The sequence below is a fragment of the Nocardia sp. NPDC051900 genome (assembly GCF_044452545.1).
GTDB lineage: Bacteria > Actinomycetota > Actinomycetes > Mycobacteriales > Mycobacteriaceae > Nocardia > Nocardia sichangensis.
Map to the genome: position 1 here is coordinate 40,305 of NZ_JBITBU010000023.1, position 21,740 is coordinate 62,044.

Genomic DNA, 21,740 nt, shown 5'->3' on the forward strand with positions numbered 1-21,740 from the left:
GCCGCTACCGCGTCGCGACGAAGGTCTGCTGCAACGTACCGATGCCTTCGATCCAGGAATCGAGACGTTCACCGGGCCGCAGAAACCGTTTCGGCTCGCGGCCGACACCGACTCCGGCAGGCGTGCCGGTGAAGATCACATCGCCGGGGAGCAACGTGACCGTCTGCGACAGGGCGGCGATCAGGGACGGGACCGGGAAGATCAGGTCCCTGGTGCGTCCCTTCTGCACTTCCTCACCGTCGATGGAGCACCCGAGCTCGAGGTCGTCGGGATCGGCGAACTCATCCGGTGTCACCAGCCACGGGCCCTGGGGCGAGAACCCGGGGCAGGATTTGGCGAGCCCGAACTGCGGTGCGGGACCGCGCAACTGGGAAACGCGTTCCGAGATGTCCTGCCCCACGGTCAAGCCCGCTACCCCGACCCACACCTGCGAAGCCTCGACGCACCGCAATGTCTGCCCGATCACCACCACGAGTTCGACCTCCCAGTCCACATTTCCCTCTTCAGGGATGGTCACCGTGGTGTCGGGGCCGCTGAAACTGGAGACGTATTTAGTGAAGACCGGCGGAAGATATTCGGGCGCATCGAATCCCGATTCGGCGGCATGGGCCCGGTAGTTCAGTCCGACCGCGAAGATCTGTCGCGGAGCAGGCGATGGTGCGCCCAGCTCGGAGCGGTCGAGTGCGACCGAGTGCTTTTCGATCTCTTCGGATGCCAGAGCAACCGCCCAGTCCCGCACTGCACCCCAATCGGCATACAGCTCAGCGAAGTCCCCACTGAATCGGCCCGCCGAAGCCGTGGCGATGTCGACGGCACGCTCTTGTCCTGGCTCGCCGTGCACGATGGCCGCGCGGCCCCGCAGGTTCGCAATACGCATGACAGGTGTTCTCCTCTGTAATGTGGGTGCGTCAGGAGACGCTGGTCGTCAGGCAGGCGAGGTAGTCGGCCGCCAGGGTCGCGGCGCCGTCGATGGCCTCGGCCGTGCCGAATACGTAGTGGTCGGGCCTTATCAGCACGGCGGCAAGCGAATTGGCGGCCAGCCATGCCGTCCAGGCTCCGTTGTGATCACGCAGGTCAGGGTTGCCGCGGTCGGCCAGTGACAATGCTGTCACCTCCGCCTCGGCCAGCGACGCGAGCAGTCGCTCGTCGAGCAGGTCGGCGGCCGGTCGTTGCGCGGCGAGGATCAGCAGCGCCCCGCATCCGGTGGCACCATCCAGCAGGACCGCGGCGCCGTCGACTTCGACGGGGAATTGCGGACTCATCGTCCCCGACAGTTCCCCGCTCGCCCGCACCGCTCCGGCCCCGAGCACGGGCCGGGCAGTGACGGGCAATACCACTGCGGGATCGGCGTTTCCGGCGAGCATGCGGGCGTCGCGCCGAGCCGCCTCGTCCGGGTCGAGCACGCAGATCACCTTTCCCAACTCCACCGACATCGCGATCGCGTGCTGCACGTGCACGCTGCGTTCGCTGGTGTAGGTGTCGAGCAGATCCGGCGGCGACACCCTGCGCAGGACTCGATCCAGTTTCCAGGCCAGGTTGGCCGCGTCGCGCAGCCCCGAGCACATCCCTTGGCCGGCGAAGGGTGGCATCTGGTGGGCTGCGTCGCCGGCGATCATCATTCGCCCGGTGCGCCAGTGGTCGGCCCAGCGGGCGGCGAAGGTGTAGATGGCGTGCCGTTCCAGGCGAGTGTTGGCCGGGGTTCTCCCCCACGCCGACAACAACTCCCAGGCCCGCTCGACGGTGCCGAGTTCGGCGGGGTCCTCACCGGGTAGCCGCATGAATTCCCAGCGGCGCCGACCCGGCCCACCGGAAACGATCGTGGTCGGGCGGGCGGGATCGCACAGCTGCCAGTTCTGCGGCGACCAGACGATTTCGTCGGTCGGGATCGTGTCGACGATCAGCCAGTCGAAGAAGAAGCCCTGATCGTGCATCGTCGCGCCCATCCGCTTGCGCACGAGACTGTTGGCTCCGTCGCAGCCGATGACATAGCGGGCAGTCACGGTCCGATCAACGGTCGAGGCGGGGGCGGCATGCCCGGAGTCGACGACGGTGTCGGCCACGCCGACCACCACGTGGCCGGGCTGCTCGTCGACGGTGCGGACCTCGGTCCCGCAAATCAGCGCGACATTGGGCATCGTCTCGACAGCGTCGGCCAACACCTGTTCGAGCTGGGGCTGAGAGAAGAAGTTGGCCGTCGGCCAGCCGTTGGGTCCGGTGCCCGACCAGTCGATGCGCAGCAAGGCCTGGCCGACCGCGTTGCGCCATTCGTAATGGTCGGGCACCGGGTCGGAAATCGCCCGGATCTGCCGGGTCAGCTCCATCGATCCGAATACCCGGCCGATCTCGTCGTCGAAGTGCACGGCGCGTGGCAGCGGATACGGTTGCGGCCAGCGCTCCACGACGACCACATCGTGGCCGCGGAGCCCGAGCATGCGCGCGGTGGCCAACCCGACCGGTCCCGCGCCGACGATCACCACGTCGTGATCTGGATTGCGCATTGATCCTCGCTCGAATGGTTCTCAGTTGTCCTGATGGACAAGGTGTTTGATCTCTTGGAACTCCTCGATCGCGCGGCGGCCGTTGAGCCTGCCCACCCCGCTGTGCTTGAAGCCGCCTTCCTCCATCTGGTCGTGGATGACGCCCCAGGTATTGGTCCACACGGTGCCCGCGTCGATCCGGCGTCCGACCCGCAGGGGGCGGTCGACATCCCGCGTCCAGATCGAAGCGGCCAGCCCGTATTGGGTGGCGTTGGCGCGCTCGATCGCGTCGAGTTCGGTATCGAAGATCTCGAAAGTCGCTACCGGACCGAAGATCTCTTCCTGTACGACCGGCATCGTCACGTCCGCCACTTCGATCAGCGCGGGACGGAGGAAGGCGCTCGCGCCGGTCGGCTCGACCAGTCCGCCACGGACGAGCACCTTCGCGTATCCGGCCGCTTCGTCGACGAGCCGGTCGACGCGCTCGGCCGCGGCGCGGTCGATCAGCGGACCCATGTCGGTCCCGGGATCGTTGCCGGGACCGACCTTCACCCGGGTCAACGCCTCGGCCATCAACTCACGCAGTTCGTCGGCGATGCCGCACTGCGCCAGAATTCGGCTACCGGCCATACAGAACTGGCCGCTGAAGGTGGTGATCGCGGCGGTCAGCGCCGGCGCGACCGCGTCGAGATCGGCGTCGTCGAACACGATCATCGGCGACTTGCCACCGAGTTCGAGGGAGACCGGTTTGAGGCCGGGTGCCGCGGCCGCCATGATGGCGCGCCCCACCGCGGTGGAGCCGGTGTAGCTGATCACATCGGAGTTCGGGTCCGAGACCAGGACCGGCGCACCGGTGTTGCCCGATTCGGTGAACGCGTTGACGACACCGGGCGGCAGCGCCTCGGCGATGAGTTCGTAGAGCAGCCCGTTCGTCAGTGCGGTCTGCGCCGGCATCTTCATCGCCACGGTGCACCCCGCGGCCAGCGCGGGCGCGAACGAGCGCACCGCCAGGATGATCGGCGAGTTCCATGGCACGATCACCGCGGCGACACCGATGGGCTGGGGCAACGCCATTGAATACATCCCCGGCGCCAGCTGCGCGGCCCGGCCGCTGTCGGTCAGGGCGAGGGCAGCGTTGTATCGCAGCTTGGGGATGGTGGCGTCGACCTCCATGGCGGCATCGGCGAGCTTCTTCCCGTTTTCCCGGGACAACAGCTCGACGAGTTCGCCGCGGCGACGCTTCATCGCGTCGGCGAGCGCGAACAGCGCCGTTGCCCGGGCGTGCCGGTCCTGCGACCACGTCGTGGTGTCGAATACTCGCCGGGCAGCGTCGATCGCCGCCCGGGCGGTGACGGCGCCCGCGTCGGCAAAGGTGCCCAACGGCAGGCCGGTGGCCGGGTCGAGGCTGGTGCCGACGGCGTGGCCGTCGCGCCATTCGCCGTTGACGAGGTTGCGGGCGTGCGGGAGTGTCATGGGGCCTCGAATCGGATGACGGGTTTGACGGTGATACCGGCGCGCGTGTCGTCGACAGCGCGTTGCAGTTCGGTCGGTGGGTAGAAGCGCACGAACCGATCCAGCGGCAACCGTCCGCCTCGGTACAGCTCGATCAGGGCCGGGATGAAGGTGATCCGGTCGCTGCCGCCCTCGGTGACACCGAGCAGGGTCCGACCGTCGATCATGGCGTTGACGTCGACCGCGATGCGGGTTCCCGCCGCAGGTGCGCCGATGACGGCGACGGTGCCGCCCGCCCGGATCTGTTCGAGTGCACCTTCGAGCAAGCTCGCAACCCCGGTCGTCTCGATGATGAAGTCGAACTCACGGAGTTCGCCCGCGTCCGTCGTCGTCGCGGTGGCGCCGAGCTCGCGCGCCAAACCGAGCCGGGCGGGAACCCGGTCCACCGCCACGATCTCGCTCGCACCGCACAACCGCGCGGCCATCACCGCCGACAGACCGACCGCCCCCGCCCCGAACACGGCGACACGCGATCCCGGCTGCGGGCGAAGGAGATTGAGCACTGCGCCCGCACCGGTTTGGATTCCGCACCCGATCGGGGCGAGCATCGCCAGTTCGTCGTCGTCCTCGACGGCTATCGGCACGACACTGTGCTGCGACGCGACCGCATACTGTGCCAGCGAGGACTGACCGAAGAACATTCCGCCGATGGGCTGTCCCGACCGATCCCGCAGCGACGTTGTCCCATCAGGCCTGCGGGCTCCGAAATTGAGCCGAAAGTAGGTCGGGCACTGGGTGGGACGCCCGGTCCGGCAGCGGGCGCACGCGCCGCAGGACGCGAACGACAACACCACACGGTCACCCACCGCCGCGGTGGTGACACCAGCGCCCACCGCTTCCACCACACCGGCGCCTTCGTGTCCGAGAACGGCGGGCAGGGGCGTCGGTAACCGGCCCGCGAGGACCGAGAGATCGGTGTGGCAGACCCCGGCGGCAATGATGCGGACCAGCACCTCACCCGGGCCGGGGTCGTCGAGGATGACGTTCTCCCAGGAAAAATTGTCCGTGGCCGCACGGGCCACGGCGGCGAGGGAATCGATCGGCATGAAGGCCACGCTACGATTGTGTCCTGCATTGCAAAAGCATCATCCTGTAATGCAGGACACGGAGGATATCAAGAAGATCTACCACTAGAGCTAAACTCGGGGTGTGCCTCCTACGAACCACGGCGACCTGCCGGCCGAGATCACCCGCACGAGCTGGACACTGCATCGAGCGCTCCGGCAGAGCCAGGGCACGCCCCGTGGCGAGAATCCGCGACCACTCGCCCAGGTCGAGGTCCTCAAACTGGTCGACAGCCGCCCCGGCATCACCGTCCGCGAAATCGCCGAAGCGCTGCGCATGCAGCCCAACAATGTCAGCACCCTGGTTTCGAACCTGACCAAGGACGGATTCCTCGACCGGCGCCCCGACCCCGCAGACCGCCGGGTGATCCAACTCCATCCCACCGCCAAGATGCGCGCCGCGAGCATTGAACTCGCCGACCGTCTCGACGCCGGGGTTTCCGATGCGCTGGCGACGCTGAGCGAGCAGTCCCGCGCGCGCATCGCGGCGGCCCTGCCGGATCTGCGTGCGCTGGCCGAAGCGCTCGGCGAACAGAATCCTATATAACAGCACAAGCATCCTGCTTTACAGGACTGACGACGGTGATTAGCGTGTGCGTATGACCGAACGCAACGCTGCGCCGAGCACCTACCGGGAACGCAACTCCACGGCCGACCGTGCGCTCGATATCCTGCTGCTGTTCTCCGCGGAAAAGCCGGTGTGGACCGGTACCGAAGTCGCCGCCGGGCTCGGCGTCGCCCGCTCAACCGGCTATCGGTACTTGCAGAGCCTGTCCGGCAACGGATTCATCGAGGAAACTCCGGGCGGATTCCGACTGGGGCCCAGGATATTTCAACTCGCGCGCCTCGCCCGCGCCGGCCTCGGGCTTTCCGAGGCCGCCTTGCCGGTGATGCGAACGCTGGCCGCACACGTCGACGAAACGGTGCTGCTGACCCGCCGCTCCGGCCGCTCGGTGGTCTGCCTCGATCTCGTCGAAGCCAAGCACGCGGTTCGGCTCTCCTACGAGCGCGGCCAGGTGCTGCCGATCAACGCGGGCGCGGCGGCCGAAGTCCTGCTCGCCTGGGCCGACCCCGACGAGGTCACCTCGGTACTCGAACAGGCCCCGCTCGAACGGTTCACCCCCAAGACTCTCACCGATCCCGCGGCGCTGCGCACGCGGCTGTCTCGTATTCGCAAAGCCGGAATCGCGGTGTCGCAGGGCGAACTCGACCCCCACATCCTCGGCGTGGCCGCACCGGTACGCAATGCCGCGGGATCGGTCTGCGCCGCCGTCAGCGTCGCCGCCCTCGCCGCCCGGGTCCCCCGCAGCCGGCTGCGCGATGTGGAGGCCGCGGTGAGAGACGCTGCTGCGGAGATCTCACGCCAGCTCGAACTTCATGACTCCTGAATATCAGGACATCCGTACAGATATCTAGGAACTGATTTCTACGATGGGCCGAATCGGCCACCCCATCGAAGAGGAGACCTGGATGATCGCGCTACACGAATTCGACCACGGGCGCCGGTTGACCTGTCCCGCCGCGACGGGAGTTCTCGTCGCATGAAAGCCGAACCGACCCTCGAACAGATCCGGGACTCGATCGCCGAGCTGCTGCGCACGGAGGAACTCGCCACCCTGGCCACGATCGATGCCGACGGATTTCCCTCGGCCGCGGCGATGCATATCGCCGGTGACGGGCTCATCGCCTACATTCACGCCTTTCAATACAACCGCAAGCACGCCTCTTTGCAGGCCAATCCGAATGTCAGCTACGTCGTGAACGATTTGCCCGACGACGGATACGCCGGGCGCCGCCTGACCCGCTCGTTGCAAATGCAGGGCCGCGCAACATTGGTCACCGATGCCGACGAGATCCAGAATGCCGTGCGATTGAGCTTCGCCCAGTTCCCCTGGCTCGCCGACACGTCGATGTACAACAACATCAAACTGCCCGACCAAGGCCAACGGGTCTTCACCGCATCACACCGACAAGAGCGCTGTGGGCCGATCATGGGGTCCGCATGCTGTGGCGCGTACATCTGCACCCCGCCGGGTAACCGCCTGTCACCTCGGCGAACCTGGATCCCGCACCGCATCGAGCAGCGCAGCAGCGGACTCCCACACCGCCAGATTGATCAGCACAGTGCTGCTGAGGGTTTCGCGATAGAGGTCCGCGCGCAGGAGCCCCGTGCGCTGCCGCATGAACTGAGTGGTCTCGCGCCACGCGGCAACAGCCGCGTCCACCCCGCCTTCGGGAGCGACAACGATAATCCGTTCGTTGATCGAACGCGACGTGGCCGAGGCCGGAACCGGCGAGCAGTAACCGGCGTGGGTGCGTGAACTCCTGGCCGTGATCGCTCAGCACGAGAACGACGAGCACCGCAAGGCATCCGAGCCGAGTTCAGCGGTCGAGGTCGATCAGTCGGGATGACCCGTTCGGCTGGTCCCTCGCCTAGCTAGGAGTCGCTCACTGTCAGCGCGTCTGCCTGCACAATGCCGTCGGAACTGGGCGGGCGACTGATGGGTTCGACGCGTTCAGCGGCTTTCGGGGTTGGCGAGCCGGTCTGCGCCGGACGTGCACTCGGCGCGAAACTCGGCAGTGACGAGTACAGATCCGACACCGTTCTCCCGCAGGTCTGCACGGTGCCGTCGGGGCGGACGAGCACGGCGTCGGCGCGCCCGCCGCGCAGCCAGCGGTGCAGCGCGGTGCCCGGCACGGCCCGCAACACCACACCGCCGCGCTGTTCGACGGTCGCCGCCTGCACCGGTGATGGGGCCGATGTCGTGATGATGGCGTAACGCCCGGCGATGAGGTCGTCGACCCGGCGCCCATCGGCCATCCGTTCGTTCGGGACCAGCCGTCCGGCCAGACCTCGACGCAGCGGCGGTGCGGTCACCAGCGCGGAGCGGTGCAGCGGCGGTGACTCTCCGCTGATGATCGTCCGGGTCAGCCCGGGCAGCCGGTGCAGTCGCGGAGCGAGCAGGCCGCGCAGTCGATTGCCCAGTTCGCCGCCCTCGGTCATGGTCGAACCCATGAGTTTGGCCAGCCGGATCATCATGTGCGCGTGCGGTTTCCGCTCGGTCTCATAGGTGGCGAGCACCGGCTCAGGAAGCTCGCCGCGCAGCACCCCGGCCAGCTTCCAGCTGAGATTGGCGGCATCGCGCACGCCCGCGCCCATGCCCTGCCCGATGAACGGCGGGGTGAGGTGGGCGGCATCGCCGAGCAGGAATACGCGTCCGGCACGCCATCGGTCGGCCAGTTGCGCGCGGAAGGTGTACTCCGCCACCCGGACCAGCTCCAAGCCCTCGCGGTCGGCGTCGGCCAGCCATGGGGCCAGCAGGGGCCACAGTCGAGCCAGATCACGGTAGTCGTCGGCGGATTCGCCGGGCCGCAAACGGAATTCCCACCGGTGGCGGGTCGTGCCGATGCGCATGTATGTCGCGGCTCGATGCGGGTCGCATACCTGATGCACGCCTCCCCAGTGCCCAGGATCGACCGTGGTCGCGAGGTCGACGACCAGCCAGCGCTGCTCGAATCGCAAATCCCGCATGCGCGCGCCGATCGCGGTGCGCACCAGGCTGTTCGCGCCGTCGCAACCCAGCACGTAGCGGGCGCGCACCGACTCGGACGCGCCGGTCGCACGGTCTTCGAAATCGACCCGGATACAGTCCTTCTCGACCGTCAGCCCGGTGACTTCCACCCCGCCGCGCAGCGAAACGGTCGGATGCAGCGCCAGATTGGCCCGCAACAGCGCCTCCAGCTCCGGCTGGTCGAAGAGGTTGGCTTCGGGGAATCCGTTGCGGCCCCCGGCCGGATCGCGGTCGAATTGCGCCAGCACCCGATGCCGCGAATCCACCAGGCGCAACCCCGGGGCGGGCCGGGTGATCGCGTCGAACCCCGGCCCGATGCCGAGAAGTTCCACGATCCGCCGGATCTCACCGTCGAGATGGACCGCGCGCGGCTGCGGGTAGACGCCCTCCCACCGCTCGAGGACCAGCGATTCGATGCCGTATTGGGCGAGCAGCGTGGCCGCGGTGAGCCCGGACGGGCCCGCTCCGACGATCACCACCGGAACTGTCGGCGAAGTCATCGGGATCCACCGATCAACGTGGCCACGTAGGCCGTGGCGACCACAGCCGTACCCGTCGCGGGCGCGATTTCGGTTGCGCCGTCGCCGTTTCTGAGATGGCTGGCGACCGCACCGGTCATCAACAGCACCAGCCCGGCCCCGGCAGCCCGGCCGATCGCGGGGCGGACCGGTCCCAGCAGCACCCCACCGGCCGCGAGGAGTTCGACCGCGCCGATGCCGCGATAAGCGGTGGTGGAGTACCCGAGATGCGCCGCACGCTCGCGCATCGACGCGACCGCCGCGACCTTGGCCGTCCCGAGGTATAGGAATTCGGCTGCCAGCAGGCCCCCGAGCACCTTCGTCACGGTTTTCATTGCCGCACCTCGATTCTCGCGTCGATCGCATAGCGGCCCAGGATCGCCTCGGCCGCGGCTGGGTCGGCATCGGGGTCCAGTACGACGGTGGCGACGATCGCGCCGTCCTCGACCGCGGCGGAGATACCCGCCACACCGGTGGTCTCGGCGAGCGCGTCGAGCAGTTCGCGCCGCGTCGCATCGGCGCGCAGGCCCAGCTTGTAGGGCTTTCCGACATCGGTGACGGGCAGCGCGTCGAGGATGGTGACCGTCTTGGGGGCTGCGGCGCGCTCGTGCACCCGCTCGGCCGCCCACGCCACCAGTTCGTCCTCGGTGACCTCGGCGCCCGCGGTGAGCGCGACGTAGGCGACCGGAACCTCGCCGGCGTGTACGTCCGGGCGGCCCACCGCTCCGGCCGCGCTCACCTGCGGGTGGCTCAGCAGCGCGTCCTCGATGCTCGCTGGATCGATGTTGTGGCCGCCGCGGATGATGAGATCCTTTGCGCGACCGTGCAGATGGATGAATCCCTCCTCATCGATATGGGCCAGGTCGCCGGTGCTCAGCCAGCCGTCGACCACGGTGCCCAGTCCATCGAGGCGGTGACCGTGTTCGTCGCGGCCGGTCACGTATCCGGCGAAGACCGTGGGGCCGCTGATGACCAGGACACCGGTCTCCCCGTCCGCGAGTGTCTCCCACACCCCGTCTTCAGCCGTGCGGACGACCGCGACCTGCTGATAGGGCATGCGCTGCCCGACCGCGCCGGGCCGGGGAACATCCGGGAAGCTGCGTGCGGTGGCGCACGTCGCCTCGGTGAGGCCGTAACCCTCCACCAGCGTGACCCCGGTGTGCAGCTGGAAGTTTTCGCGGACCGCGAGCGGCAGCGGGGACGCGCCGACCATCGCGTAGCGCAAGCTGGTGATGTCGGTGTCGATCGGGCATTGGGCCAGTACCGCGTACACCGTCGGCACGGCGCTCATCGCGGCAATCCGGTAGTGCGCCACGATATTCCAGAACTCCGCGTAGAGCGTGAAGTCCCGGTATCCCAGCGGACCGGCCCATACCACCGGCTGACCGCGGAACAGCGGCGCGAGCAGGGTGACGACCAGCGCGTTGACGTGGAACAGCGGCAGCGCGGCGAAGACCACCGATTCCTCATCGAGCAGCGAGTTGGCGGCGATCATCCACGCATTGGAGACCTCACCGGAATGTCGGTGCGCCGCCAGTTTCGGCACACCCGTCGTGCCGCCGGTGTGGAACATCGCCGCCAGATCCGATTCCGCCGGTGCCTCTCCGTGAAAGCGGCTCGAATCCGCCTCGACGGCAAGGGTGTCGAGGTAGCCGATCCGGAGGCCGCCGATGCCGGGCAGGGTCGGCGGCGGCTCCGGAGATGCCGTCGGACGCAACACGAGCAGGGCATTTAACAGGCCGCGCGCCGCGAGTTCGCGTGCGGCGGTCCAGGTGTCAGGCTCGAGTTCCGGACCGGCGGCGATCAAGACCCGAGCGCCCGAGCGGCGCAGCAGCTCCGCGACGTGCTCGTGCGACAGGCCGCCATTGATCGGTGCGGCGATGCCCGCCAGCTGCGCGGCGAGGGTGGCCGGGATCAGCTCCGCGCAGTTGGGTGCGATCAGCGCGACCGCATCGGCGCGGCGCACACCCAGCTCGCGCAGCAGGTTCGCGTACTTGTGCACGTCGGCGAGCAGCTCGGAGTAGGTGCGCTGCAACGGCTCTCGCCATCGCGCCGCATCCGGCAGCACGGTGATCGCGGTGCGCTCCGGCCATCGCGTCGCCGCGCGGACGAGCAGGGCGTAGGTCGATTCGGGCAGGCCGCGCGCCTCGAGCGGTACCGCTTCGATGGCGGCCAGGTCCTCCGGGCCGGTGTACCGGGGCCAGAGCAAGTCCTCGGTCGAGGTCTCGAGGGTCGTGTTGTCGGTCATCGGGCGTACCTCACGACCGTGCGCTGGCGGCCCAGGTCGAGGGCGCCGTCGTCGGTGCCGATCGCGGCCTCGACCACGTCCCCGTCCTTCAGGTACTTCGGGTTCTTGGCCTGGCCCTGGAAGAACATCTTCCACTTGACCTTCGGCGGCAGCAGCGAGCCGATGATCTCCACCGGCTTGGGCGGGGCACTGAGCGCGGTGCCGATCGGGGTTCCGGTGAGCAGCAGATCTCCGGCGTCCATGCGCTGGAATCGGGTCAGCGCGCGCAGCGTCTCGACCGGCCGGTAGATCATGTCCGCGACCGTCATGTCCTGCCGCAGCTGTCCATTGACCCACAGCCGCAGCCGCAGATCTCCGAACCGCTTCAGCTCATCGGCGTCGAGCAGCACCAGCGCCGGGCCGACCGGGGTGAAGGTCGGATACGACTTCGCTTCGTAGAACTGCGTTTTCGGCAGCTGCACGTCGCGCGCCGAGATGTCGTTGGTAACCACCAGGCCCGCGACGTAATCCGCGAGGTTCTCCGCCGAGACATCAGAGCCGACCGGCATCTCGCGACCGAACACGAGGCCGATCTCCACCTCGTAGTCGAGCAGCTGCACATGCGCGGGCCGGATGACGTCGTCGTGGGGGCCACTGATCGATCCGGACGACTTGCGGAAGAACGTGAGCGGCACCGTCTCGGGGTCCATCCCCGAGTCCTTCACGTGCGAGGCGAAGTTCGTCATCTGCGCCACCACCCGACACGACGCGGTCACTGGGGAAATCAACGAAAGGCTCTGTACCGCTATTGTTTCCGCGCCGGATGCAGCCGCGGCGATCGCCTCACGGTCGGCGAGCAGTTCCCGCGTGGTCGTCGCGGTGGTATCGATACGGGCGGCACCGGCGGGGGTCTGCACCCACCAGGCGTCGGCGGTGCGGAGGATGGATGTGCTCATGAGTTGGCCACTTTCAACAGGCCGCGCAGGCGGCGGATATCGAATTCGTTGTCCTCACGCAGCGCGTCGACGATCGAGCGCAGTGCGCGCAGCGATTCGGCTCCGGGCTTGATGCCGAGGAAGTCCTTGGTCACGGGCGGGCCCCACTGCGCCAGACCGGAAGCGCTCATCGGCGCCCAGCCCGGCTCGAGGGTGCAATCGAACATGTCCCCGTCAGTGAAGTGCTCCACCATGAACCCGTCGGGATCGCGCCAGTAGTCGAAGATCTGGCTGCCCTGGATATGGCGGCCGATCCCCCACGATCGGCGATAACCCTGTTCGCGCAGGTACTCTCCACCCGCCGCGAGCGCGTCCAGGTCGGCGACCTGATACGCGGAGTGCACATAGCGGTTCGACGGCCCGAGCGTCAACGCGAGCGTGTGATGGTCGGTCGGCACCGAACCCTGGTCGCAGCGAATGAAACTCATGACCGGACCACGCTCCCGCTGGCCCAGGTAAAAGAGGAAGTCGCTGACGATCAGGCCCAGATTCCGCAGATACCAGTCAAGGCTCTCGCGGTATCTCGTCGACTGGATCACCACGTGTCCGAGCCGACGCACGCGTGCCGGTGCACGCAGCGGTCGCTGCGTGGCATTCACCCGGGCCACCTCGTGCCCGAAGTTGAAGATGTGGGGCCGTTGCGTCGGCAAAGCCTCCAGTTCGCGCGTCTCGGCGACCACTCGCACCCGCAGGCGGCTGGGATCGGCCAGGTCGACGGTCAGTCCGCCCAGTGACTCCGGCAATGGCATGGCTCGCGCACCGGTCGCGGCGGCCAGTCGCAGCAGATCGGCGGAATCGGCGGCACGAAAGGCCGGACCGACGAAGCGCGAGCGGACACCACGCCGGATGAGCACGCAGGGCGCGCCCGGATCGGTCCCGCGCAGCTGCAACTCGTCGGCCGTCCGCATGGCGGTCGCGAACCCGAAGGCGTGGGCGAAAGCCTCCGCTCCGTCCAGGTCGGGCTTCTCGAACTCCAGCCACGCCAAGTCCAGCACCTTGATCACGGGATTGCGCGCCCGGCCCGAATGCTCACCCGCGTGCGCCCCCTGCTCGCTGTGCAGACCGCTGTGTACATCGTGATGGCCGCTCATCGACCACTCCCTTCCAAGTACTGACGATATCGTCACTTAAGAGAGTAGCGTCAGTCAATACTATTTGACGATTCCGTCAAAATTGAATCGAGCGGCTATGATGGTGAGCCTGTCCAGTAGGAGAGATGCATCGATGACCACGCACAATGGGTCGGAACCCAATCGCCTGGAACGCCGCAAGGCCCGCACGCGCGCCGCGCTGGTCGGCGCGGCGCAGTCACTGCTGGCCGAGGGCAAGATCAACGTGCCGATCCTCGAGATCACCCAGGCCGCCGACGTCGGCATGGGATCGTTCTACAACCATTTCCAGAGCCGCGAGGAGCTGTTCCATGCTGCCGTCGAGGAGGCGCTCGATCGGCACGGCGCACTGCTCGATCTGCTGTGCGGAGACGTCGAGGATCCGGCTCAGGTCTTCGCGCAGAGCTTCCGCCTCACCGGCCGCCTGCACCGCCTGCATCCCACCCTCAGCAAGGTCTTGCTCAATGACGGCCTCAGCCTGACGAACTCGGACCGCGGGCTCGCGCCTCGCGCACGCCGCGACATCGAGGCCGCGGCCGAAGCCGGGCGCTTCGACATCCGCGACCCGGAACTGTCGATGACCATCGTCGCCGGCGCGGCCCTGGGCCTCGGCCGCCTGCTGCACGACCATCCCGAACGCGACGACGCCGAGGCCGCCGACCAGGTGGCCGAGGACCTGCTGCGCATGTTCGGGCTCTCCTCCGAGGAAGCCCACGAGATCTGCCGACGCCCGCTACCGCCATTGGACCTGCCGCGCGTCGGCTCGACTCCATAGACTCAGCGGTCGTCAGCGACGGGAGCCTGCGGCAACCATCTCGAGGGGGGAACGCTAACTGGGCCATCGCGGCCGGAGCACCGCATGCTCTACCGGGGCCGGCACACCACCGAACGCCGGTCGGTGGGCCACGCGCCGCGCGACTCCAGCCGCTGGTCAGGGGGAATAGTGCTGGCGCGCATACGGTGCATGCGCGCCGCTACGACGACGCCTGCGCGCTCGGTGAAACAGCCGAAGCCATCGGCTCGGCACGGACCATCTGCTCACCGAGCCCGATCGGCTCGTCGTGCCGGCGGGCGGCCGCATAGACCTGCAAGTAGCGAGTGATGGCGATCCGACCCTCGTCGGTCAGCGCGTCACTCTCGTCGCCGCGCTGGTGGGCCAGCTCGAAGACGTGGTCGCCCAGCTCCACGGCCACTTCGACGACGCGTCGGCTGGTGCCGGGCGCGAGCAGGCCGGTGGCAAGCAGGTGGCGGTGGAGCAGGTCGGTGAGCCTGCCGAGGTGTTTTCTGATGTCGTCGCGGAGAGCCTCGTTGTGCCGGGAGGCGTAGTAGAGCGCGACGAAGTCCGGGTGCGACATGTAGTGGCGGCCGTGAAAGGCGATGAACGCCTCGACGGCGGCCGCGATGTCCGGGTGTGGCCGGGCGGTGGCGAGAGACTCCTCCAGTTCGCTATCGAGGCGCGTGAGTTCGCGGGCGAGCAGCTGCTCGAAGATGGCGTCGCGGTTGGTGAAGAACTGGTACACCGTCGCCGACGGGACACCAGCACGTTCCGCCACGGAACGGACCGTCGCCGCGTCGGTTCCCTCGGCCGTGATGATCTCCATGGCGGCGTCCAAGATCCGCTGGACCCGCTCGCGGCTGCGCTGCTGGACCGGTTCGCGGCGGAGAGGGCTGGCGTCGGGCACGGCATCCATGGTAGACACGAAAAAAATAACATGACGTCATGTTCATGTTTCAGCGGATCTCTTGCGGAGGCGACTACACCATGAGTGCGACCGGGGCAGCCGTCGATGCGTTGACCAAGGCGGGGCGGGCGATACGCGGCTCCGGGGGCGGCGGCACCGCGAAGGCCGCTTGCAACTTGTGCGAGGCGATTTGCGGGATCGAGATCACCATCGAGGGCGGGAGGGCCGTCGGTGTGCGCGGCGACCGCGACGACCCCCTATCCCGCGGCCACGTGTGCCCCAAGTCCGTAGCGATGACCGACGTGCACAGCGACCCGGACCGGCTACGGCGGCCGCTGCGCAAGATCGACGGAGAATGGGTGGAGGTGGACTGGTCCGAGGCGATCAGTGCGGCGGCCCGCGGACTCGCTCAGGCCCGTCGGCGGCACGGCGCGAATGCGGTGGCGGTCTACCTGGGCAACCCCTCGGTCCACAGCCTCGGCACGATGACCCACGGGTCCGCGTTCGCCTCATTGTTGCGAACCCACAACCACTTCTCGGCATCCTCGGTCGACCAGTTGCCGCACCAGGTCGTTTCGGCACTGCTGTACGGGCACCAGTTCCTGCTGCCGGAGCCGGATCTGGACCGGACACAGCACCTGCTCATGTTCGGTGCCAACCCGCGTGCGTCGAACGGAAGCCTGATGACCGCGCCGGATATGGCGCGGCGGCTGCGGGAGATCCGCGAGCGCGGCGGGCGGGTCACCGTCATCGACCCGCGCCGCACGGAGACGGCCGCGGACGCCGATGAGCACGTATTCATCCGGCCCGGCACGGACGCCGCGGTGCTGTTGGCCATGGTGCACGTCGTCTTGCGAGACCGGGCACCGCGCCTGCCCGACTACATCACGGGTGCGGACGCGCTCCGAGACGCGGTCTCCGAGTTCACGCCGGAAGCCGCTGGCCGTTTCAGCGGCGTGCCCGCCGCCACGATCACCCGCCTCGCCCACTCCTTCGCCGACGCGGGTCCCGCCGCCTGCTACGGCAGGTTCGGCGTGTCGACCCAGCGGCACGGCACTGTGTGCCAGTGGGCCATCCAGGTGCTCAATATCATCACCGGCAACCTGGGGCGCGAGGGCGGGACGCTGTTCACCGACCCGGCCATCGACATGACACGGCTGCTGAGCCCGGGCCATTTCGGCCGACGCCGCAGCCGTGTGCGCGGGCTTCCTTCCTTCGCCGGGGAGTTTCCGGTCGCCGCCCTTGCCGAGGAGATCACGACGCCGGGCCAGGGGCAGGTCCGGGCGCTGTTGACGATCGCGGGAAACCCGGTGCTGTCCACTCCTGCCGGAGCCGCACTCGGCACCGCGCTCGGCGGCCTCGACTTCATGGTGGCCGTGGACTTCTACCTCAACGAGACCACTCGCCACGCCGACGTCATCCTGCCGCCGACCAGCGCGCTGGAACGAGACCACTACGATTTGGTTTTCCGGTCCTTCGCCGTCCGCAATACCGCGAAATACTCGCCCGCGGTGCTGCCCAAGCCGCGCGGCGCGCGGCACGACTGGGAGATCTTCCGCGACCTCGGCTCGGCCTACCAACGCCACCTCGGAGGCGGCCGGATGCGGGTATTGCGCCGTCGCCTCAGTAGGCCCGCCGTGGCCACCGAGATTCGGCTGCGGACACCACCGCGCCGGCTGGTGGACCTGCTCCTGCGCACAGGTCGCTACAAACTGAGCGTGCGGCGACTGCTCGCGCACCCGGCCGGGCTGGACCTGGGCCCGCTGCGGCCGGGCGTCGAGCATCGCCTGCGCACTCCTGACCGCCGACTACACCTCGTGCCACCGGAAATCGCGGACGCCCTCGACACCCTGCGCTCCGACCTGGGTACGGCTCCGGCGGATCCAGGGTCGCTGCTGTTGATCGGCCGACGGCACCTGCGCTCCAACAATTCCTGGATGCACAACTACGCCCGCCTCGTCGCCGGTCCGCAACGGCACCATCTGCTCATGCATCCTGCCGACGCGGCCCGCCTCGGACTGGCCGACGGGCCCGCCGTGCTGCGCTCGCGCACCGGCGCCGTGCGGGTGGACGTCAGGCAGACCACCGACATCATGGCGGGCACGGTCAGCCTGCCGCACGGGTACGGGCACGCGGCGGCGGAAAGTCGGCTGTCCGTGGCCTCCCGCGTCGCGGGCGCGAGCGCCAACGATGTCACCGACCCGCTGTTCCTGGACACCGTCAGCGGAAACGCCGCCCTCAACGGAATCCCGGTCACCGTGGAACCGCTCCCCGACTCCCGCTAGCAAGGAACGCCATGCCCCACGTCATCACCCAGCCGTGCTGCAACGACGCCTCCTGTGTGCCGGTGTGCCCGGTCGGCTGCATCCATCCCACCCCAGACGAACCGGGCTTCGCCTCCGCCGAAGCCCTCTACATCGACCCCGCCAGCTGCATCGATTGCGGCGCCTGCGTCGCCGAGTGCCCGGTCGGGGCGATCACCCGCGACACCGCGCCCGCCGCAGGCCGGTTCTTGGACCTGGCGGAGGCCTATTACCAGCGAAACCCGCTGCCGCCCGGCATCCCCGACGCCTCGCCGCCCGCTGCGCGGGCCGAGATCGAGGAGCTTCGAGTCGCGGTGGTGGGCTCCGGGCCCGCGGGCGCGTATGCCGCACTCGAGCTGCTCGAGCATCCGGGCGCGACAGTCACGATGTTCGACCGGCTGCCCACACCGTGGGGTCTGGTGCGAGGCGGCGTGGCCCCCGACCACCCGTCCACCAAATCCGTCACCGAGGTATTCGAGCGCGCCGCCGCCAATGGCCGCTTCCGCTTCCACCTCAACGTCGAGGTCGGTACCCACATCACCCACGACGAGCTGGCCGCAGCGCACCACGCCGTCGTCTATGCCTATGGGGCCTCCGGTGACCGCCGCCTGGGGATTCCCGGCGAGGACCTGCCGGGCAGCGCGTCGGCAACCGAGTTCGTGAACTGGTACAACGGCCACCCGGACTTCATCGACCGCACGTTCGATCTCTCCTGTCGCCGTGCGGTCGTCGTCGGCAACGGCAACGTCGCCCTCGACATCGCCCGCCTCCTGGTCGCCGATCCCGCGGAGCTCGCCGCCACCGATATGGCCGACCACGCGCTGGCCGCCCTGGCCGCAGGCACGATCGAGGAAGTCGTGGTGCTCGGCCGGCGCGGCCCCGCGCAGGCCGCGTACACCACTCCCGAGCTGCTCGCCCTGACCGACCTCGACGGCGCCGATGCCCTCGCCTTGCCCGACGAGGCCAGGTTGCATCCCGACCAGCTCGCCGCACTTTCTTCGGACCCGATCGGGCTGGCCAAAGCGCAGGCTGCCGCGGAACTCACCACACGCCACTGCGGCGCGTCGCGCCGTATTGTACTGCGCTACTTGTGTTCTCCGCTGGAGATCTCAGGCGATCAACGAGTCACCGGAGTGCGTGTGGCTCGCAATCGGCTCGAACACGGCCCCGGCGGCGACGTCCGCGCTGTCCCGACCGGAATCGAAGAGACCATCGAGGCGGGCCTGGTACTCCGGGCGGTGGGCTACCGCGGCGCTGCGCTGTCCGGCCTCCCCTTCGACCATGACCGCGGTGTGCTGCCCAACGACTTCGGCCGAGTCCTCGCCGGGACCGGCGAACCCATCCCCGGCGTTTACACGGCGGGATGGATCAAGCGGGGCCCGTCCGGAGGCATCGGCGCCAACAAGAAATGCGCACTGGACACTGTCGCCGCACTCCTCTCCGACCATTCCGCAGGATTGCTTCCCACCCCGGCAACCACCCCGCAGGACCTCGACGCACTGGTCCGGCACCGCCGGCCCACCGCCGTCGGTGTGCACGAGTGGAGGGCGATCGATCGGACCGAGCGCGACCTCGGCGCGGTTCAGGGACGGCCGAGGCGCAAACTCGCCTCGTTCCCCGCCTTGCTCGCCGTTGCGCATGGAGAGGACTCGATGCCGACGATTCCACTGCCGATCGACGCAGACGGGTTCCGCCTCTGACCAATTCCTGCTAATGCCGCGTGTAGAGACTGACGATGTGGGTTCTTTCGGGACGAAGTGCGGGTCCTTGCTCGTCGTCCACGACCGCGGACGACGCCGCCGAATCCTCTCTGCCGCAAGTATTCTGCGCACCTGGCTACGTCGCTCGCCCAGCAAGGTCTTCGGATGCTGAGGCGAGCGCCGAGGCGTTCGCGGGGGTGTCGACAGAGGTGCTAGGCGATCCGCGCGGGCCGGTGCGACGCCAGTTCGGCATCCGGTGCCTGATATTCGACTCTGCGGCCTTGCTGGACGAATGCGAGCGCGAACCCGGCGTGCGATGCCGGGTGGGGCTCTCACGAGCGGCGGCAGGAGTTGTCGGCACGTGGTGGCAACGTGCGTCTGCGCTACAGCGATATCGCACGGGAACTGGACATTCTCGACCTCGCCCGGCCTGCTGTTCAGCGCGACGCGTTCACCGATGCCGACTGAAACCCGCCCGCGCGCACCGCGTCGGTGATGAGTGCCCGAACGTCGCGCGGTGCGCTCGGCAGCAGTTCGAGGAGGTCGGTGCTCGATGCCTCGAGTAGTCCGGCACCAAGGTTTGCGAACAACGAGAGGGTATGCGTGATCTGGTACGGCTCCAATCCACTGCCCTGCAACATATCCCGCGTTTCGCCGAGCGAAATCGGCACGTATCGCACTGGGCGACGGAGGGATTCGCTCAGGATCTCGGCGATATCCGGGCCGCCGATCGCGGTCACACCCTCGAGCTCGTATACCTTGCCCGCATGTCTGCTGGGCCGCCCCGCGGCCAGATCACGCTCGGATTCCGCGGCTACCCGAACGGCTACCTCGGCCAGGTCCTCGCGCGCCACCACCGAGATCCGGCCGGTGCCGAATGCCGCCGCGAATACACCCGATTCGGCCGTGGAGGCGGCACCGGCGACGGCGAGGCCGACCGGCACCTCCGCGTAGAGGCCATTGCGCAGGACGGTCGCGTCGAAAGGTGCTGCGGCGAGACGCTTTTCGGTCCAGCGGTGCGGCAGGGCGATGGTCGTCAGATCGCCGGATCCCGCGAGACCGGTGTAGATCACGTGCCGGACACCGGCCGCGCTGGCGGCGTCGATCACCGCACCGTGACGGGCCAACACCACATCGTCTTCGGCATATCCGGCCGAAATCAGGACCAGGACATCGACATCCCGCAGTCCCGCGGACAGCGTCGCCGGGTCGTCGAAATCGATACGGCGCGTGGTGATGTCGTCACCGGAGCGGCTGCCCGCCGCTACTGTCAGGTCGTCGAGGGTGGACAGGCCGCGGTGGACGAGGCCGCCGAGGGCTCCGGAGATGCCGGTTACCAGGATCATCGCAACACTCCCGATTGTTGTAGTTGCTGGATTCGACCCAGCATCGGCGGCCGCGGCGCGCGGCATAAGGAGGCACTTTCATGTCGGTCACGAACACTGCGGTCACCGCGCAGGTCGCGGGCACTATTCCTGACGGGCCCTGTGGCGATGACGACTGCGGCATCCGCGATGTGCTCGACCGGTTGGGGGATCGGTGGACGGTATTGGTGATCGTCGAACTGAGTAAAGGAGTGCGGCGTTTCCGTGAGTTGGAGCGGGCGATTCCGGGCATCTCACAGCGGATGCTGACACTGACCACCAAGCGCCTGTGCCGCGACGGCATGGTGGAGCGGATCGCGTACCCGACGATCCCACCGCAGGTCGAATACCGGCTCACCGAGACCGGCCAGAGCCTGGCCGCGGCCATCGGCGCACTCGCCGATTGGTCGCGCGAGCACAAGGACCGCATCGCCGACGCGCGCCGACGCTGGGATGCCGAGCACGGCGACTGAACACCTGTCGCGGGCGGGCGAACAGCGCTTGAATGGAAGCATTCCCACAGGGAGGCTCCCGATGACCCTTACCGCTCGTGACCTGCTCTACGGGATCCAGGCCGAGCTGGCCCCGCACGACGACGACAATCGCATGGTTCCGCTGATCTCGGTGGGCAAGGCGCCACGCGCGGTATTCGCGGCGATCGCCGCCGAGGAACAGCGCATCATAAGCAGCGACTGGCGCAGCTTCCACGCCATGGCGGCGCGGGCGGACGACCCGAACGTCAGAGCGTTCCTCGACGCCCTCCCGCCCGGCGAGCAGCAGGCACTGGCTCTATTGGACGCACTCGTGGCGGCGGCCGGACCAGATCAGGGCATGGAGCCGCCCAGGGCGGGTTGTCAGGCCTATCCCGCGTATGTCGCGTGGCTGGCGCTCAACGCCGAACCCTCCGCAGCGACTGCCGGTATCTACGCGAATGTCGCCGCATTCGGCCGCTACTGCCGTGTGGTCGCCGACAGCATGCGCACCAACTACAAGTTCGATGACCCGGCCTGCGCATTCTTCGACTTCTTCGCGGCCGATAGCCCCGGATACGAACAGCGGGCCCTCGCCGCAATCCAGGCCGGAATCGACACCGACCGACTGAATCCGAACGACGCCCACCTCTACGCCAGACTCTTCCAGAACTACGAACTCATGTTCTGGAACACCCTCGCCGACGAGTTCGCCGGATAGCACCGCAACCCGTCGGTGTTCCTCCG

19 protein-coding genes and 1 pseudogene are annotated in these 21,740 nt (G+C 68.2%); 8 read left to right on the forward strand and 12 right to left on the reverse strand.

What is annotated here, in order from left to right:
- Positions 1-4: 4 nt before the first annotated feature.
- Genes ACIA5H_RS31430 through ACIA5H_RS31445 form a run of 4 tightly spaced genes read right to left on the reverse strand, consistent with a single transcriptional unit; the run spans position 5 to position 5,035 of the window.
- The gene (locus tag ACIA5H_RS31430; protein ID WP_397079329.1) at positions 5-877 is read right to left on the reverse strand and encodes a fumarylacetoacetate hydrolase family protein; all 873 of its coding nucleotides are present in this window, start codon (positions 875-877) and stop codon (positions 5-7) included.
- A 31-nt stretch (positions 878-908) separates the two neighbouring features.
- Positions 909-2,498: a bifunctional 3-(3-hydroxy-phenyl)propionate/3-hydroxycinnamic acid hydroxylase gene (locus tag ACIA5H_RS31435; protein ID WP_397079331.1), complete on the reverse strand. Its 1,590-nt coding sequence runs from the start codon at positions 2,496-2,498 to the stop codon at positions 909-911.
- A 21-nt stretch (positions 2,499-2,519) separates the two neighbouring features.
- Positions 2,520-3,950, reverse strand: a complete 1,431-nt coding sequence (locus ACIA5H_RS31440; protein ID WP_397079333.1) for an aldehyde dehydrogenase family protein — start codon at positions 3,948-3,950, stop codon at positions 2,520-2,522.
- Positions 3,947-5,035, reverse strand: coding sequence for an NAD(P)-dependent alcohol dehydrogenase (locus tag ACIA5H_RS31445; protein ID WP_397079335.1), 1,089 nt, complete (start codon positions 5,033-5,035; stop codon positions 3,947-3,949). The genes ACIA5H_RS31440 and ACIA5H_RS31445 overlap by 4 nt, the downstream gene beginning before the upstream one ends.
- A gap of 103 nt (positions 5,036-5,138) precedes the next feature.
- Between ACIA5H_RS31445 and ACIA5H_RS31450 the strand changes: the two genes are divergently transcribed.
- The 3 genes and pseudogenes from ACIA5H_RS31450 to ACIA5H_RS31460 all read left to right on the forward strand — a co-directional run.
- On the forward strand, positions 5,139-5,600 hold the full coding sequence (locus ACIA5H_RS31450; protein WP_397079337.1) for a MarR family winged helix-turn-helix transcriptional regulator: 462 nt from the start codon (positions 5,139-5,141) through the stop codon (positions 5,598-5,600).
- Positions 5,601-5,652: 52 nt separating this feature from the next.
- The gene (locus tag ACIA5H_RS31455) at positions 5,653-6,441 is read left to right on the forward strand and encodes an IclR family transcriptional regulator (RefSeq protein WP_397079340.1); all 789 of its coding nucleotides are present in this window, start codon (positions 5,653-5,655) and stop codon (positions 6,439-6,441) included.
- A 153-nt stretch (positions 6,442-6,594) separates the two neighbouring features.
- Positions 6,595-6,918: pseudogene (locus ACIA5H_RS31460) on the forward strand (pyridoxamine 5'-phosphate oxidase family protein); the annotation flags it as partial.
- Between the two features lie 180 nt (positions 6,919-7,098).
- On the opposite strand, the gene ACIA5H_RS31465 reads toward ACIA5H_RS31460, so the two are convergent.
- The 6 genes from ACIA5H_RS31465 to ACIA5H_RS31490 all read right to left on the reverse strand — a co-directional run bounded on the left by ACIA5H_RS31465 (position 7,099) and on the right by ACIA5H_RS31490 (position 13,456).
- Positions 7,099-7,236, reverse strand: a complete 138-nt coding sequence (locus ACIA5H_RS31465) for a hypothetical protein (RefSeq protein ID WP_397079485.1) — start codon at positions 7,234-7,236, stop codon at positions 7,099-7,101.
- A gap of 254 nt (positions 7,237-7,490) precedes the next feature.
- Positions 7,491-9,125, reverse strand: coding sequence for a bifunctional 3-(3-hydroxy-phenyl)propionate/3-hydroxycinnamic acid hydroxylase (locus ACIA5H_RS31470; RefSeq protein WP_397079342.1), 1,635 nt, complete (start codon positions 9,123-9,125; stop codon positions 7,491-7,493).
- Positions 9,122-9,478, reverse strand: coding sequence for a DoxX family protein (locus ACIA5H_RS31475; protein ID WP_379252377.1), 357 nt, complete (start codon positions 9,476-9,478; stop codon positions 9,122-9,124). Before ACIA5H_RS31475 ends, ACIA5H_RS31470 begins: the two co-directional genes overlap by 4 nt.
- Entirely contained in the window at positions 9,475-11,391 is a 1,917-nt protein-coding gene (locus ACIA5H_RS31480) for an acyl-CoA synthetase (protein WP_397079344.1), read from the reverse strand. Before ACIA5H_RS31480 ends, ACIA5H_RS31475 begins: the two co-directional genes overlap by 4 nt.
- Positions 11,388-12,326, reverse strand: a complete 939-nt coding sequence (locus ACIA5H_RS31485; RefSeq protein WP_397079346.1) for a fumarylacetoacetate hydrolase family protein — start codon at positions 12,324-12,326, stop codon at positions 11,388-11,390. The genes ACIA5H_RS31480 and ACIA5H_RS31485 overlap by 4 nt, the downstream gene beginning before the upstream one ends.
- Positions 12,323-13,456 (reverse strand): VOC family protein, encoded by a 1,134-nt coding sequence (locus ACIA5H_RS31490; RefSeq protein ID WP_397079348.1) that lies wholly within the window; start codon positions 13,454-13,456, stop codon positions 12,323-12,325. The genes ACIA5H_RS31485 and ACIA5H_RS31490 overlap by 4 nt, the downstream gene beginning before the upstream one ends.
- A gap of 133 nt (positions 13,457-13,589) precedes the next feature.
- Here ACIA5H_RS31490 and ACIA5H_RS31495 point away from each other — a divergent pair, with 133 nt between their 5' ends.
- Positions 13,590-14,249 (forward strand): TetR/AcrR family transcriptional regulator, encoded by a 660-nt coding sequence (locus ACIA5H_RS31495; protein ID WP_397079350.1) that lies wholly within the window; start codon positions 13,590-13,592, stop codon positions 14,247-14,249.
- Positions 14,250-14,448: 199 nt separating this feature from the next.
- Here ACIA5H_RS31495 and ACIA5H_RS31500 read toward each other — a convergent pair whose 3' ends face one another.
- On the reverse strand, positions 14,449-15,156 hold the full coding sequence (locus tag ACIA5H_RS31500; protein ID WP_397079352.1) for a TetR/AcrR family transcriptional regulator: 708 nt from the start codon (positions 15,154-15,156) through the stop codon (positions 14,449-14,451).
- Between the two features lie 38 nt (positions 15,157-15,194).
- On the opposite strand from ACIA5H_RS31500, the gene ACIA5H_RS31505 reads away from it, so the two are divergent.
- Both ACIA5H_RS31505 and ACIA5H_RS31510 read left to right on the forward strand, forming a co-directional pair.
- Positions 15,195-17,441: a molybdopterin-dependent oxidoreductase gene (locus tag ACIA5H_RS31505; RefSeq protein ID WP_397079354.1), complete on the forward strand. Its 2,247-nt coding sequence runs from the start codon at positions 15,195-15,197 to the stop codon at positions 17,439-17,441.
- An 11-nt stretch (positions 17,442-17,452) separates the two neighbouring features.
- Complete coding sequence (locus ACIA5H_RS31510) at positions 17,453-19,159, forward strand: FAD-dependent oxidoreductase (RefSeq protein WP_397079356.1); 1,707 nt, start codon at positions 17,453-17,455, stop codon at positions 19,157-19,159.
- 437 nt (positions 19,160-19,596) lie between these two features.
- Here the strand turns inward: ACIA5H_RS31510 and ACIA5H_RS31515 are convergent, their stop codons facing one another.
- Positions 19,597-20,505, reverse strand: a complete 909-nt coding sequence (locus ACIA5H_RS31515; RefSeq protein WP_397079358.1) for an NmrA family NAD(P)-binding protein — start codon at positions 20,503-20,505, stop codon at positions 19,597-19,599.
- A gap of 80 nt (positions 20,506-20,585) precedes the next feature.
- On the opposite strand from ACIA5H_RS31515, the gene ACIA5H_RS31520 reads away from it, so the two are divergent.
- Positions 20,586-20,996 (forward strand): helix-turn-helix domain-containing protein, encoded by a 411-nt coding sequence (locus ACIA5H_RS31520; RefSeq protein ID WP_355079519.1) that lies wholly within the window; start codon positions 20,586-20,588, stop codon positions 20,994-20,996.
- Positions 20,997-21,057: 61 nt separating this feature from the next.
- On the forward strand, positions 21,058-21,714 hold the full coding sequence (locus ACIA5H_RS31525) for a hypothetical protein (RefSeq protein WP_355079521.1): 657 nt from the start codon (positions 21,058-21,060) through the stop codon (positions 21,712-21,714).
- The last annotated feature ends 26 nt before the right edge of the window (positions 21,715-21,740 follow it).